This is a genomic window from Janthinobacterium woesei, from assembly GCF_051380875.1.
GTDB lineage: Bacteria > Pseudomonadota > Gammaproteobacteria > Burkholderiales > Burkholderiaceae_D > Janthinobacterium.
Window position 1 is genome coordinate 1 of sequence record NZ_JBNYXW010000019.1, and the last position, 13,151, is coordinate 13,151.

Here is a 13,151-nt window from a genome sequence, read left to right on the forward strand (position 1 = left end):
CATGCTTGGCCTCGATCCAACCCAGGCGCGCCTCTTGGCTCACGGCCCCAGCTTTTTTTTAAGCCAGTCCACTTCCATCTTCAGCCGCCCAATCTCGCCGTACAGCTTGTCCTCGGGGCTGCTTTCATCGAGGGGCTTGGGACCGCGCTTGACGTCGAACAAGGCCCCGGCATTCTCCAGGATTTCCTTTTTCCATTGGCCGACGAGCACCGGATGCACACCGAACTCCTGCGCGATTTCCGTTACCGTCTTGACGCCACGTACGGCCTCCAGACCGACCTTGGCCTTGAACTCGGCCGTATGCACCCTGCGTTTTTTACCTTCACTCATTTGCTGTTATCCCCTTCACGGACCACAGCTTAAACCATCGTCTCAGATTCGGGATCCACTTTACTTCCGGCACTTGCCGCGCATTGCCACGAATAACGACAACACAGAGCCATACTCCCTGCTGAACGATGGCGTTTCCTCCCTTCCCCGCCCTGCTCCCGGCGCCCAGGAGTGCGCCAGATATTCTAATGGCGCTCCGGGCGACCATGCCAGCGCACCTGAAAGCCAGGCCTGCGATGGCGCCCGAACTGCCGGCCATGAAAATAAAATGGCAATAGTTTCAATCTATTGATTCAGTTGAGAAATTTTACTTCCTTTTGTAAATGAGAATCGTTACTATCTACTTCAAGGATAAGCGAATTCAACAGAAAGGAGCATCCCTTGTTTATAGCCATCAAAACATTCAGCCAGGTTTGTACGCACATGTCGATCGCCTTCGGCCTCGCCTATTTGCTGACGGGCTCGCTGGCACTCGGTGGCTTGGCAGCGATCATGGAACCCATCATTAATGTTGCCCTGCTGCCATGGCATGAAAAAGCCTGGCACGCGATCCGCCGCCGCTACGCCGCCAGCCGCGTGGGCTTTGCCGCGCTGGCCGGTGAAAAGGTCAGCCAGACCTGTCTGCACATGGGCGTGGCCTTCGGCGCGATGTACTGGGCCACGGGTTCGATGGCATTCGGCGGTTTGCTGGCCGTGGTCGAGCCGATCTGCAACGTGATCGCCCTGCCCTTCCACGACCGCCTGTGGGAGAGACTCCGCTCCCGCATGGACAGCCGCGGCGCGTCGCGCCTGGCAGCGCTGTAATCCACCTGGTTTAATTGCCCGCCCAAACGGGTGGGCGCCGCTATTATTTTTGCGCCTGTTTTTGCGCCTGTGTATGGCAGCAAACAGAAGTTTGTGGCGTAGGAGGCAATGATGGAGCACACTCAGCCATCACAAGGAAAAGCCATGTCCGCCATTCCCCGCCCGCCCGTGCCCTACGACAGCCGTTATGAATTCGAGGAAGAAGACGAGCGGGAGACGCGCGCGCAGCTGCTGCAGACCCTGCACGGCATTTCCGCCACCACCTACGCCGATTCCGGCCATGCCACGCGCAGCGTGCACGCCAAGAGCCATGGCTTGCTGCGCGCCCGCCTGGAGGTGCTCGACGCCCTGGCGCCCGAGTTGGCGCAAGGCATTTTTGCCGCGCCCGCCAGCTTCGATGTCGTGATACGCATCTCGACCATCCCTGGCGATATGCTCGACGACAAGGTTTCCGTGCCGCGCGGCATGGCCGTGAAAGTCATCGGCGTGCCGGGCGTCCAACTGTCCAGCCTGGACGCAGAGAGTGGCGATGGCAATGGCGATGGCCACGCGCCCGCCAGCACGCAGGATTTCGTGCTAGTCAACGGTCCCGCCTTTCTGGCCCCCAGCGCCAAGAAATTCCTCGGCAGCTTGAAGTTGTTGGCCAGCACTACCGACAAAGCGCCGCGCCTGAAGCAGGCGCTATCGACCGTGCTGCAAGGCACGGAAAAGGCGCTCGAAGCGGTGGGCGGCGAAAGCGCTACCCTGAAAAGCCTTGGCGGCCATCCGGAAACCCACCCGCTGGGCGAAACCTACTACAGCCAGGCGCCGATTCTGTATGGCAACTACATGGCCAAGGTGGCCCTCGTGCCCGTGTCGCCCGAACTGGCCGCCTTGAAAGACGCGCCAGTTGACCTGGACGACAAGCCGAACGGCTTGCGCGAAGCCGTCGTCGCTTACTTTGCCGGCCATGCGGCCACCTGGGAAGTGCGCATCCAGCTGTGCCGCGACATCGCCAGCATGCCGCTGGAAGATGCGTCCGTCGCCTGGATCGAGGAAGACAGTCCCTACCTGCCCGTGGCGCGCATCACGGCCCTGCCGCAGGCGGGCTGGAGCGAGGCCCTGTCGCGCGCGGTCGATGACGGCATGGCCTTCAGCCCCTGGCATGGCGTGCTGGCACACCGGCCGCTGGGCTCCATCATGCGCGTGCGCAAGGCCGCGTATGCAATGTCTGCCCGTTTCCGTTTCGAGCGCACGGGCGCCACTGCGCGCGAACCGCACGATCTTGACGATTTCCCTGCCGATTAATCCATATGCACAGCGACCTGTCCACGCCTGCCGCCGTCAAGGCTGCCCCATCCGACACATGGCTGGGCAAGCTTGGCCCTGGCCTGATCACGGGCGCGGCCGACGACGACCCCAGCGGCATCGCCACGTATTCGCAGGCTGGCGCGCAGTTCGGCTTCGGCATGCTGTGGACGGTGTGCCTGACGTTTCCATTAATGCTGGGCATCCAGGTGATCAGCGCCAGGATCGGCAGGGTCAGCGGGCACGGGCTGGCGACGAATATCCGTCGCCACTATCCGCGCCCCTTGCTGTACGCCATCGTCGGCTTGCTCTTGCTGGCCAATGTCATCAATATTGCCGCCGATGTGGCTGCCATGGGCGACGCCATGACCCTCATCGCAGGCGGCCCGCCGCACCTGTACGCGGTGGGCTTCGGTTTGCTATCGCTGCTGCTGCAAGTGTTTATTCCCTATCAACAATATGTGCGCATCCTGAAATGGCTGACCCTCGGCTTGCTGGCCTATGTGGCCACCGTGCTGACCGTGCACATCCCTTGGGGGGAAGTGGCCTTGCGCACCATTTGGCCCAAGCTGGCCTGGTCGGCCGCCTCGATCACCATGATCGTGGCCGTGTTCGGCACCACGATCAGTCCCTATTTGTTTTTCTGGCAAGCATCGCAGGAAGTCGAGGAATTGCAGGCGGACGCCAGCGCGCAAGCCTTGCGCCGCACGCCGGAGCAGGCGCCCCGCCAGTTCCAGCGCATCAAGATGGACACGGCCGTCGGCATGGGCTTTTCCAACCTGGTGGCCTTCTTCATCATGCTCACCACCGCCGTGACTCTGGGCGCGCAAGGCATCACGCATATCGACACCTCGGCGCAGGCCGCATCGGCCCTGCGCCCCATCGCCGGCGACTTCGCCTTTGCCCTGTTCAGCCTGGGCATCATCGGCACGGGCTTGCTGGCCGTTCCCGTGCTGGCCGGCTCGGCCGCCTACGCAATGGCCGGCGCCTTCCACTGGAAAAACAGCCTGGAACTGGCACCCAAGGCAGCCAAGAAGTTCTACGCCATCATTATTGCGTCTACCGCGCTGGGCGCGGCCCTGTGTTTCACGCCGCTCAACCCCATCAAGGCGCTGTACTGGAGCGCCGTCATCAACGGCGTCATCTCCGTGCCTATCATGGCCTTGATGATGGTGATGGCGTCGCGCCCTACCATCATGGGAACGTTGACCATTTCCCGCCGGCTGCGATGGTTGGGCTGGCTGTGCACGGCAGTGATGGCGGCGGCCGTGCTGGCCATGTTTGCCACGATGGTGTTTTGATCATTATTGCATTCTGGGCTTGAGCATGTTTTCCACGATGCCCAGCACAGTCTCACGCGGTAGCAAACGCGGCAGCCAGGCCAGCAGGCGGTTTTCCGCCCACAGCGCTGCCGAGAGTGACAGCACGAAGGCCTTGCTGGCGCCGTACACGGCCATGTAGGGATCGGGCTGCAAGGCGGCCGTGGAAGCCACGTTGATGATGGCGCCCCGCCCTTGCGCCAGCATGGGGTTTGAGGTGCAGTGGAACGGGAAACCGGGTTAAGCAATCTTTCGGGCGGATCGACCAAACTGGATCGCCACCTCCTAGCGTAAAACTTTGACCTTTTCGATGGGATGGGCTTGCTCAGCAAGCAGCGACCGTAAAATACCTCCCATAAGAGCTGACATTTTTATTACTTTTCGATCTATGTGCTATTTCTGGCTTTATCCCGGCTTACTGGTCTACTCATCGCTCGCTGGGTTGCGCAACGACCGCAGCTCGCCCTTGGCCACCGCCTCCGGCACCGAAAACGAATACCGGCCCAGCATGTTGATGTGCTCATGCAGCAGCGGCGACAGCCTGGCCACGTCCTCGTCCCCTACCTCGAAGCCGTCCGCGCGCAGATGGTTCAGCGCGGCCTCCATGTAGCTTGTGTTCCACAGCACGATCATATTCAGCACCAGGCCGAGCGCGCCAAGCTGGTCTTCCTGGCCTTCGCGGTAGTGCTGTCGTAACTCTCCTCGCTTGCCATGGAAGACGGCGCGGGCGACACTGTGCCGCCCCTCGCCACGATTGAGCTGGGTCAGCGTGCCCCGGCGTTTGGCTTCGTCGTCGATGTAGGTCAGCGTGTGCAACGTCTTGTCGATGCGGCCGAACTCAGCGATGGCCTGGGCCAGTCTGGTCGGGCGCTCGCCGACTTGTAGCGTGCGCATGATGCCGGCGGCCGGCACGCGGCCGAGCTTGAGCGAGCCGGCCAGGCGCAGCATGTCGTCCCAATGCGGTTCGATCTTTTGCAGGCTGATATTGTGTCCGGATACAGAATTGAGCAGCCCGTAATCGGCCTTTGAATCGATCCGCCAGAAGCGCGTTCCCCCGACATTGGCCAGGCGTGGGCTGAATCGGTAGCCAAGCAGGCGAAACAGCCCAAAAACCACATCGCTGTAGGCGCCCGTGTCCGTCATGATCTGGGTTGGTTGAAGGTCGGTCTGCTGTTCCAGGACGACGGCCAGCAGGACCAAACTGTCGCGCAGCGTGCCCGGTACCGTGATGTCGTTCAGGCCGGAAAATTGGTTCGATATCAGGTTGTACCAGGTCACGCCGCGCCCGACGCCGAAATATTTCGGGTTCGGCCCGGAATGCACTGACCGCACCGGCACCACGAAACGCATGCCGTCGGCCGACGCGACCTCGCCGCCGCCCCACACGCTGGCCAGCGCCGAACGACTCTGTGCCGATACCAGCATGGTGTTCGCCGCCGTGATGGTGTCATCGCGCAGGTAGTTCTGGTCCACCCAAGATAACCTGTCGCGCTTGAGCGCCGGCACGTCGCCGCGAATCAGCGGCTCTGGTCCCGTGTTGCACGCCTCGGCCATCAGGACCGCACAGATGCTCACATGCAAATCAGAGGCGCGCGCGGTGCGCTCCGATATGTGGGTGAAAGCGTCCGTGAAGCGGGTGCGTGCCGCAATCTCCAGGATCAGTTCCGGCAGATCGACGCGTGGCAGCATGCCCATGACCTTGGTGCGCAGCGCGATCAACGACGCCGGTTCGTCCATTTTGTCCAACGGGCTAAGCACCAGTTCTTGTTTTTCGCCCACCTTGTCGAACCGCACGGCCGGTTTGTCGGGCAACCTGGCTGCGACCGCGTGGTAGGTGCGGTCCAATTCATCGGCCAGGGTAGTCAAGGTCGGCCCCGGCAGCGCCGACAGCCCCAGCGTGCGGCAAATGATAGGGCGGGTGGATTCCCATTCCGCGCTATTGAGCAGGCCTGCGCGCGGATCGGCGTACCGCCAGCTTGGGGCCACGAACACGTCGCGCCGACGCAGCGCGATACGCAATTCGGACAAAATGCAGAATGTGTAGGCGTGGAAATCGATGGCTTCATCCTCGCCCAGCACATGGCGCTGCCATTGCTTTGTGATAATTTCGCGTGGCGCATCGTTGCCGGGCCGTTTCACTGTCATATTGGCGCGAAGCCAGGCAAAGGCAGCGATGAACGGTTCGCCAGCCGCATTCGCGCCAAAGTGAATGTGTTCAGCCAGCGCAGGCAGGAAGCGGCGCACGGTCTTGTACTTGGCATCCAACTCCTGGTAATACACATTATCGGTCGGTCGAATCAACTTATTGACGCCGGCGAGGGCCAGCGCGAGCGTATCAGGAGAAATCCGCGCGAACAACTGCTTGCGCAGCTCGTCATCCGGCACGGTATCGTCCAGCAGCATTTGACAGGCGCTGGCGAGTGTGGCCGCCGCTTCGTCAAGGTCTTTGAGCGAGCGTAGACGCGACTTTTTATCGGCCTTCACGGCGTCCCCGAAAAGCTCTCGCAGGATGACTTCGAGCACTTCCAAGGCGTCGTCCTGTGCCGATGCTTCGAGGCAGTGCACGAACGCGACCAGGGTGGCCAGGCGGCGCAGTACCGGCAGGCGCAGGATCGCGCTGGCCTTGGCGGCGCCGGCGAACCGGGCCAGGGCCGCGACCCGCGTGGCCGGGATGCGCGTGGCGGCCGGCAACCGTATGCCAAGCTCGCGAACGGCTTGTAGCCGCATCAGCGCCAGGCTCATCGACCGGCTGCTGGCGACAACCGGCCCGGTACGCAGGCGATCAAGCGGCGAGTTCCGAGTGCCGCCAGAAGAGACTAGGAGACCTTCCAGGCGCGTTTGCTGGTCAAGACTAAGCCCGTTGCCTAACGAGCGCCATAGACGCTCCTCGACGCGGCTGCGCAGGCGCGCAACGTACCGTTCGAGCGTCGTGCAGCCAGGCAGCAGCACCTTGTGCGTCACAAGCCATGTTGTGGCGCGCTCAAACAGCACGCTCGGCCGAACGGTGCCGGTCCAGCAAAGGGCGTAGAGCCACCGAGTCAGGCGAAAGGCGATCAGGGGTTCCGTGAATTCGACGTAGCCATACGATGCGCGAATTTCCGTCGCATGCAGCCAGCGCTGCTCGCCGGCATTGTAGACACTCGCCTTGTCCAGCGCTTCGATGCGCAGCTGTTTGGCCAACGTCCAGAGCAAGGGCTGCGGCACGGCCAGCGGGTCTTCTAGGAACGTGCCAAGGTAACGCACGGTCCCAAGCTGGACGGCGAAGCCCAACCGATTGTGCGCGCCGCGCTTCTGTGCGATCAGCGCATGGTCGGTGTCGTCCAGGTGAAAATACCGGGCGAGATCATGGGGCGACGGCGGGCCGGCGTAGCGGCCGTAGTTTTCGCGCTGCTCGTTCGAGAGAAAGCTGACTGGCAGGAGTTCTCCTGCTTGGCTGTGACTGCCCCACGCTGACTTGGGTTGGTGGACTACTCAGAGGAGGAGACAACCTTGTGGTGAACCGCGCCAGTACGATACTTGGCGAGTCCAATCAAAGCCACCAAACAAAAGACGGCACCTGCATAGAAGGTAGACGAAGCTCCAAACCGATCCCATAGCAGACCTGCCACGACGCTCGCTATCAGCATGGCAATCCCACTCATTAAATTGAACACGCCATAGGCTGTCCCGCGCAGATCGGCCGGTGCTGTATCGGCCACCATCGTTGCCAATAACCCTTGCGTAATACCCATGTGAACGCCCCACAGCACGACGCCAGTCAATACAACCGCCCAATGATCGCTGGTGGCCAAAATCAAATCGGCGGCCACCAATACGACAAGCCCGAGCGCCAACAGCGTCGTGTGACTCATACGGTCGGAAAGTTTGCCAAACGGATACGCCGAGGCGGCGTAAATCAAATTCATCGCGACCATGACCAGGGGCACCAACGCAACCGCGATGCCGCTTTGCTGCGCGCGCAGGACCAGGAACGCTTCGCTGAAACGGGCCAGTGTGAACACAGCTCCAATCCCAACCACCCACCAATATTGGGTATTAAGACGGGCTAGATTTTCTCGACGAATAGGGTTGGTACGCTTGCCATTTTGATGCTGCTCTGGTTCACGCACGCCGAATACAAGCAGCGCAACGGCCAGCACGCCCGGAATCACCGCTATCCAAAAGACCTTCCTGAAATCGTTAGCCCACAGAAGCATCAGACCGACCGCGAGCAGTGGGCCAAGGAACGCACCCACCGTATCGAGTGACTGGCGCAGGCCGAATGCCGCGCCGCGCAGGTGCAGTGGCGCGATATCGGCGACCAACGCATCGCGCGGTGCCCCTCGCACACCTTTCCCCACCCGGTCCAGCAACCGTGCCGTGAGTACAATGCCGGTGGTACTCGCCATTGCAAAAAGTGGCTTGGTCAGCGCGCCAAGCGCGTAACCGAACAATGCCAGGCCCTTGCGCTTGCCGAGGTAGTCGCTCAATGCCCCCGAGAACACTTTCACAATGAGGGCTGTGGACTCGGCGAGTCCTTCAATCAAACCAACAGCAAAGGCGCTGGCCCCGAGCGTGCCGACCATGAATAGGGGGAGCAGGCTATGGACCATTTCCGAAGAAATATCCATCAGCATGCTCACGAAGCCGAGCATCCAGATTCCGATTGGAATTTGTTTAAGTGTGCTGCCGATGTTCTTTTTTGTCATTTTTTCGCCATCGTCATGAAACCTTATAACTATGCAACTCTATGCATTGTCAAGAACTTAATTTTCAGAAATTTACTCCCACCTTTAGTTTTACAAACGAAAAACGGTCGCTTGGGTCGCCAACCTGCTGATGATAAAAGTAGGAAATTCCGGCGAAATACCGTTTACTGATGTAGTAATTTATGCCCGTCTCAAACTCGCGTTTATGAGACGGCGATGCGTCGAACTCGCCCAAATTTTCGTAAATATGAGCGGCGACAAACGCCCCATACTTCTCATTGAATCGTTGCTCGGCAGTTCCGGACAAATCATAAAAAGTGCGACCACCACCGTTACGCTTTTCAGCAAAGAGCGCCGTGGTGAGACTCAGGTCCTTTGCGACATCGCCAGACCATGACAAACCAGCGACCGCCCAGTTATAGTTGTCCCGGAACGTGTAGTTTTCATGCCGTAGCGCACCGACCGTTGCCGTAAAATGTTCGGTGAGTGGGAAATTGAAATTGACCTGCGCTTCAAACTTCCGCTCGCGCGTCATGTTGCCATCGACGGTGTGATACGAATTTTCGGTGTAGCGCTCCAGACGAAAATCGAAATTTCCCGTCAGGGCGGGTGGCGCATAATTCGCTGTCAACCGACTATTCAGTGAGGGCATTAGGCGCGACTGGGTGGAGAGATTGCCTGTGGCTAGATACTGACCTGTGAATTCTTCCGACTGCGCCGCGCCAGCAGTGGCAAGCAGACCAAAGACAATCCATTCATATTGGAATTTTTTCATTGTACTCTCGTGATGTTTTGTAGGATTAGCATGCGATTTCTAATGTGGATGTGGTCGGCCGTGCCTGGCAAGCGAGGACAAGGTTATTGTTAATATCCCGCGCTGTAAGCGATGTGTCTGTGAGCATCTTGACTTCACCTGAAATCAGTTGGACTTTACATGTTCCGCATATCCCGGTTCGGCAAAGCGATTCGATCGGTACGCCGTATTCTTCTGCTGCGTCAAGCAGCGTCCTGCCTGCAGTGACAAGTCCCGTTTTCTTGGACTTTGCAAAAAAGATGGTCGCGGCGCGTAGTGCGTCATCGTGAATGATTGCGCCGCCGAATGATTCGGTATGGATTTGTGCTTCGTCCACGCCCAAACTGCGAAGGCTTGAAATTGTCGCTGACATCATTGGCTCAGGTCCACAAAGGTAGACTGGAAGGCGGGCAATCTGAGGGGCGAGTTCCACAAGATGAGAAGGCTGCAAGCGACCGCTTGGCCCCGGCCATGCCGATCCGTCGATTCGCGAGGGCAGAATCAAGTAGTTGAAATGCCGATATTGTTTGGCGAGTGCGTGTAGTTCTTCCTCGAACAAACCATGCGTCGGGGTACTGACAGCAAACAGAAGAAACACGTCGTGCGGCCAGTTCTGGGTCGCCAGATGGCGGATGATCGATAGCAGCGGCGTCAAGCCGATTCCGCCAGCGATGAGAACAACGCCGTCGGAATCGGCGCCAGTGAACGTGAAACTGCCGTGCGGCCCATCGCATGTCAAGACTTGCCCCACTTGGGTCTTGCTGTACAGATATGCCGACCCTTTGCCATCGCTCGCACGCTTTACCGCGATTTCGCAAAAACTTGTTGAGTCTGGTGCCGAGCAGATGCTGTAACTGCGGGTAAACACACTGTCGTCATGCTTGAGTCGAAATCTCAGATACTGTCCTGGTAAAAACGCAAAAGGCAGATCCCCGCCGCGCGGGTTCACCAGTCGGAACATTTTGACGTCATCGCGCACATCGATGATCGAATGAATTACCAGTTCACCGCGCCAAGAAGGCGCTCCCGGTTGTTGTGCCGCATTGAATGCACGAAGCTTGGTTCCATATGTCACGCGCCAGATAACGAGGCCGACGCAGACCAGCGCGCAAGCTTCAATAAATAGCTTGCCGCCGTCCAGGTAGTCGATCACAGCACCATGTTTCAAAGACGGTTCGGTGAAAATTCCATGGACTAGAAATGAAGCGATCACGATATAGCTTGCGTAGTGCAGTTTTTTCCAAAACGTATACGCAAATCGGTTTCGCAGGTACGCGGTGACTACGACGAATATAAGTGTGTAAGCCGCGAGCGCACCCAAACTCGTCAAGATCGGCTGCTCGCGCGTGATAAAAGGGAAGAAGACAGCAAGCACCGTGTAATTCGCCGCTTTGGCCAATGGTAACCACGCGGGATGCAGCAACGAAACAAATAGGGCGCCGTAACCTGACCATTTGTGAAGATCCAGCAGCGGGAGACGCCGATGAGGCCAACGGAGTTCGGTGTTGTAGTGCACCGAAAGCATCAGCCCAATGAAAAGATTCAGGGTCATGATGCCGGCGGCGGTCAGGCCAATATAGGCGCTGACATCGATATAAGAAATATCAAATTGAGCTATTAGGAACTCTTCCATCAAATATCTCTTTCTTTTAATGCGACTCAGGTTGTACCGAGTGGTATCAGAACCTATGCAGGGAATGGAAAAATCGTGCGTTAAGGTTGAGGCCCGACTTTATATGGACGCTATCATAGCGAACGAAGTAGTGCTACGACATGACCGGAAGCTGACCATTTGGTCATCTTGGAATGCCAGATTCACGTCGTCGTTATGAGGCTGGGAACCTCAAAGTCGCAGCGGTGCCGCAGCCAAGTTGGCTTTCGAGAGAAACCGACCCGCCGTGCAGCAGCATGATGGACTTGACAATCGCGAGGCCCAGTCCTGTGCCAGCGCCCTGCCTGAAGCGTGCGCTGTCGGCACGATAGAAACGATCGAAAACGTGGGGCAAGTCCTCCGGCGCAATGCCCTCTCCGGTGTCGCTGACGACGATTTTTACAGCGCGATCAGGTGTTTCCGCCACATCGACAACAACGGACCCGCCGCTGGCAGTGTGACGTAACGCATTGATGATCAGATTGCCCAACGCGTGCCGCAACAAGGCGGAATCGGCCAGCACCGTCCCCTTGCCACCAGCGATCAGCGTGGTTTCTTGCTCGTCCGCCAGCGCCTGGTAGAAAGCGCACACGGCTGCGATCTCATGCTCAATGACCAGCGTTTGCTTGTTAGGCAGCGAGTCGGGTTGTTCCGTACGGGCGAGGAACAACAACGCGTCCACCATCCGTGCCAGGCGCTCGTACTCCTCCGTAGCCGATGCGATGCAGTCGCGATATTGCTCCTTTGAGCGGTCCTTGGAAAGAGCCAGTTCTGCTTCGCCCTGAAGAATGTGGAGAGGGGTGCGCAATTCGTGAGCGATATCGGCGGAAAACCGGGACATTCGGACGAACGACTCATCCAGGCGCTCTAGGAGCTGGTCGAAATTGGCGGCAAGCAGTCGTAATTCCCGAGGCCAGTCGTCGTCCACCACGTGCCGATGCAACTGTGCTGCGCTCAGCTCCGCGATGATCGCTGCCAGGCGGGACACTGGCTGCAGGCCACGCCGCGCGATCAGGTAGCCCGCAATGACGGCGATGGCAAGCGAAGCGGAAAGAGCGAGCCACAGAATGCGCCGGTATGCCGCGAGTACATCCTCTTCACTTGTCCGGTTCATTGCCACCTGCACCGTGAATCCGGTGCCGATGCCGACGTGAGCGAACATGAGGCGGTACGTTTCCCCCGAACCTGAAGCCCAGTCCATGCCCAGTTCATTGCCGCGTGCTTGGAAACGGGGATCGGCGAATGGGTCTCCGCCCCCAACGGCATGAGGGATCGGGGCTTCGACCACAGTGATGCCTTGGGTATCAACGACGCGAAGATAGGAGCCGGGAAGCATCGATGCCTCGCGATGAATCTCTTCTTGGAGACCCGCGGAGTCGCGGGAATGTAACAACAGGATACCGCGCACATCGGCGATCCTACCCGCCAGCCATTGGTCATCTTCCTGGCGCAGTCGGTCCGCCAGAACCCAGTAAAGGATGCTGCCGGCTGATGCGATCAACACCACGCTAAGGAGCGCGTACCAGACCGTGAGGCGAAAAGCGATCGAACCGCGCTCCCTGATGAGGGCCATCGGCTCAAATCCGTTCTTCAATGACATAGCCGACGCCCCGCAGAGTGTGAATCAGTTTCCGGTCGCTGGGATCGTCAACTTTGCGCCGCAGTCGACGCACAGCGACGTCGACCACGTTACTGTCGCCGTCAAAATTGATGTCCCATATCTGTTCAGCCAGCCGCGTCCGGGTCAGCACCTCGCCGGAATGACGAAGCAGGTATTCGAGCAGTCGGTACTCCTGCGGAGCGAGGTCAAGCGGCTTTCCCGCCCGTGATGCCTTGTGCCGAGCCAGGTCCATGTCGAGGTCAGCCAAACGCAAGATGTCGGGATGTTGTGCCGGCGCTCTACGCAAGGCGTTGCGCACACGGGCAAGCAATTCGGAAAACGCAAACGGCTTGACCAGGTAGTCATCGGCGCCCAGGTCCAGGCCCTTGACTCGATGAGAAACGGCGTCAAGTGCCGAGAGGAGAATCACCGGCTGGTCGGGCAGGTGTTCCTTGATCTGTGTGAGCACCGACCAGCCGTCCTGCCTGGGTAGCATGACATCAAGTACGATGAGGTCATATACTCCCGTCAGCGCGAGATGGAGCCCGTCCGGCCCATCTGCGGCGAGATCAGCAGCGAAACCTTCCTCAACGAAACCGCGCTTGATGAAGGCTGCAATCTTGGGCTCGTCTTCAACGATCAGAATTTTCATTTCCAAACCTTTATCTTGTATAGCAGC

At 59.1% G+C, this 13,151-nt stretch carries 9 protein-coding genes and 2 pseudogenes; 3 read left to right on the top strand and 8 right to left on the bottom strand.

The features are described 5' to 3' along the window. Nucleotides 1–330, bottom strand: a pseudogene (locus ACQ4W6_RS20835) (transposase); the annotation flags it as partial. A gap of 381 nt (nt 331–711) precedes the next feature. On the opposite strand from ACQ4W6_RS20835, the gene ACQ4W6_RS20840 reads away from it, so the two are divergent. The 3 genes from ACQ4W6_RS20840 to ACQ4W6_RS20850 all read left to right on the top strand — a co-directional run bounded on the left by ACQ4W6_RS20840 (nt 712) and on the right by ACQ4W6_RS20850 (nt 3,722). After that, nucleotides 712–1,134, top strand: coding sequence for a DUF2061 domain-containing protein (locus ACQ4W6_RS20840; RefSeq protein WP_436569085.1), 423 nt, complete (start codon nt 712–714; stop codon nt 1,132–1,134). Nucleotides 1,135–1,278: 144 nt separating this feature from the next. After that, entirely contained in the window at nt 1,279–2,421 is a 1,143-nt protein-coding gene (locus ACQ4W6_RS20845; protein ID WP_436569086.1) for a catalase family protein, read from the top strand. Between the two features lie 5 nt (nt 2,422–2,426). Further along, nucleotides 2,427–3,722 (top strand): NRAMP family divalent metal transporter, encoded by a 1,296-nt coding sequence (locus ACQ4W6_RS20850; RefSeq protein WP_436569087.1) that lies wholly within the window; start codon nt 2,427–2,429, stop codon nt 3,720–3,722. 87 nt (nt 3,723–3,809) lie between these two features. Here the strand turns inward: ACQ4W6_RS20850 and ACQ4W6_RS20855 are convergent. From ACQ4W6_RS20855 to ACQ4W6_RS20885, 7 genes and pseudogenes are all read right to left on the bottom strand, one after another. Beyond that, nucleotides 3,810–3,947 (bottom strand): annotated as a pseudogene (locus tag ACQ4W6_RS20855) (SDR family NAD(P)-dependent oxidoreductase); the annotation flags it as partial. A gap of 216 nt (nt 3,948–4,163) precedes the next feature. Continuing rightward, a complete protein-coding gene (locus ACQ4W6_RS20860) occupies nt 4,164–7,157 on the bottom strand; it encodes a Tn3 family transposase (RefSeq protein ID WP_436569196.1) in 2,994 nt (997 codons plus the stop codon). 50 nt (nt 7,158–7,207) lie between these two features. Continuing rightward, on the bottom strand, nt 7,208–8,428 hold the full coding sequence (locus ACQ4W6_RS20865) for an MFS transporter (protein ID WP_436569088.1): 1,221 nt from the start codon (nt 8,426–8,428) through the stop codon (nt 7,208–7,210). Nucleotides 8,429–8,492: 64 nt separating this feature from the next. Beyond that, on the bottom strand, nt 8,493–9,203 hold the full coding sequence (locus tag ACQ4W6_RS20870; RefSeq protein WP_436569089.1) for a hypothetical protein: 711 nt from the start codon (nt 9,201–9,203) through the stop codon (nt 8,493–8,495). A gap of 25 nt (nt 9,204–9,228) precedes the next feature. Further along, nucleotides 9,229–10,854, bottom strand: a complete 1,626-nt coding sequence (locus ACQ4W6_RS20875; RefSeq protein WP_436569090.1) for a 2Fe-2S iron-sulfur cluster-binding protein — start codon at nt 10,852–10,854, stop codon at nt 9,229–9,231. 193 nt (nt 10,855–11,047) lie between these two features. Then, a complete protein-coding gene (locus ACQ4W6_RS20880; RefSeq protein WP_436569091.1) occupies nt 11,048–12,472 on the bottom strand; it encodes a heavy metal sensor histidine kinase in 1,425 nt (474 codons plus the stop codon). Next, complete coding sequence (locus ACQ4W6_RS20885; RefSeq protein WP_436569092.1) at nt 12,450–13,124, bottom strand: heavy metal response regulator transcription factor; 675 nt, start codon at nt 13,122–13,124, stop codon at nt 12,450–12,452. The genes ACQ4W6_RS20880 and ACQ4W6_RS20885 overlap by 23 nt, the downstream gene beginning before the upstream one ends. Between the last annotated feature and the right edge of the window lie 27 nt (nt 13,125–13,151).

Coding starts and splice junctions, on each gene's coding strand:
- ACQ4W6_RS20845 (WP_436569086.1), top strand. CDS start 1,279: ATGTCCGCCATTCCCCGCCCGCCCGTGCCCTACGACAGCCGTTATGAA.
- ACQ4W6_RS20850 (WP_436569087.1), top strand. CDS start 2,427: ATGCACAGCGACCTGTCCACGCCTGCCGCCGTCAAGGCTGCCCCATCC.
- ACQ4W6_RS20865 (WP_436569088.1), bottom strand. CDS start 8,428: ATGACAAAAAAGAACATCGGCAGCACACTTAAACAAATTCCAATCGGA.
- ACQ4W6_RS20870 (WP_436569089.1), bottom strand. CDS start 9,203: ATGAAAAAATTCCAATATGAATGGATTGTCTTTGGTCTGCTTGCCACT.
- ACQ4W6_RS20875 (WP_436569090.1), bottom strand. CDS start 10,854: ATGGAAGAGTTCCTAATAGCTCAATTTGATATTTCTTATATCGATGTC.
- ACQ4W6_RS20880 (WP_436569091.1), bottom strand. CDS start 12,472: ATGTCATTGAAGAACGGATTTGAGCCGATGGCCCTCATCAGGGAGCGC.
- ACQ4W6_RS20885 (WP_436569092.1), bottom strand. CDS start 13,124: ATGAAAATTCTGATCGTTGAAGACGAGCCCAAGATTGCAGCCTTCATC.